Raw genomic sequence first — 1,306 nt, 5'->3', positions numbered from 1 at the left:
GGCTCTACATCATGAACGGGGGACAAGCGGTATTCATTAGACTTGTTTTTGCGAAGAACATTTCTAATGGAAGCAATACCGATGTCCCCACTCAATTCTATCTTGGGAATCAGAGATTTAGTCATTGACCGGGTGGAGCGCCGCCGCGACATTCACGTCTGGGCCAGGCCTGCCAGGCGGCCGGCCTGTGTGCATTGCCGGCACGAACCAGTGCGCATCAAGGCGACCCACCAGCGCACCGTCAAGCACACCCGCCAAGGCAACCAGCTCATGGTGCTGCACCTGAGCGTGCCCAAGTACCACTGCACGCAGTGCAACCGGTATTTCCGTCATCGGTTCGCGGGCATCCGCCCGCGCCTGTGCGCCACCGAGGCGTATCGCCTGGAGGTATTCGAGGCCCATGAAGGCGGAGTGAGCCAGCGCAAGCTCACGCTCACCCACAGCATAGGCAGCGCCACGGTCGAGCGCTGGTATCAGTCTTTTGTGAAGCAGCGCGTCTCGGAGATGTCGGACCGAAGCTGCCCGCAGGTGCTGGGTATCGATGAGCACTTCTTTAGCCGCAAGAAGGGCTACGCCACGACGCTGGTGGACTTGAAGAACCACAAGGTCTTTGATGTGGTGCTGGGGCGCTCGGAACCGAGCCTGAGACGCTATCTGCGCCGTTTACCCGGGCGCGAGAAGGTCAAGGTGGTGGTGATGGACCTGTCCGATACCTATCGCCAGATCGTGCGCAAGTACTTTCCGAACGCCCAGATTGTGGCCGATCGCTTTCATGTGGTGCGCCTGGTCAACCAGCACTTCCTGAAGCTGTGGCAAGCCCAGGATCCAGAGGGTAGAAGACATCGCGGGCTGCTCAGCCTCATGCGCCGCCACCACTGGAAGCTCGATGAACTGCAGAAGGTTCGGCTGCATCAGTATCTGGAGCAATATCCGGTGCTTCAATCTCTTTATTTTGCCAAGCAGCAGTTAAATGGCCTACTTGTCATGAAGACGGTCAAGGCCAAACGTGCCAGGCAGATGCTGCCCATACTGCTGAGCCTGATCGAGCAGTTGGCGGCCAGTCCGGCCAGGGCGCTGGCGGCTACGTTAACATCGTGGCTGGAACCCATCGTGCGCATGTGGCGCTTCTCCAAATCGAACGGAATCACTGAAGGATTCCACACCAAGATGGAGATGATTTCGCGTCGTGCGTTCGGGTTCAGGAACTTCGAGAATTACCGCATGCGGGTCTTGGCCCTGTGCGGCTGGAACGGTGTGATTAGCCGTGTCTGATGAATGCCCTATCCCCCGTTTGTGGGGAAGAGCC

At 58.3% G+C, this 1,306-nt stretch carries 1 protein-coding gene; it reads left to right on the top strand.

Annotated elements, in window-relative coordinates; genetic code table 11:
• The first annotated feature begins 81 nt into the window (after positions 1–81).
• Positions 82–1,272, top strand: coding sequence for an ISL3 family transposase (locus LOL23_RS18905; RefSeq protein WP_237174136.1), 1,191 nt, complete (start codon positions 82–84; stop codon positions 1,270–1,272).
• The last annotated feature ends 34 nt before the right edge of the window (positions 1,273–1,306 follow it).

It is taken from the genome of Paracandidimonas lactea (assembly GCF_021653995.1).
Classification (GTDB): Bacteria; Pseudomonadota; Gammaproteobacteria; order Burkholderiales; family Burkholderiaceae_B; genus Allopusillimonas; species Allopusillimonas lactea.
The sequence above is the reverse complement of the archived record's forward strand: the minus strand, read 5'-3'. Positions and strand labels throughout refer to the sequence as shown.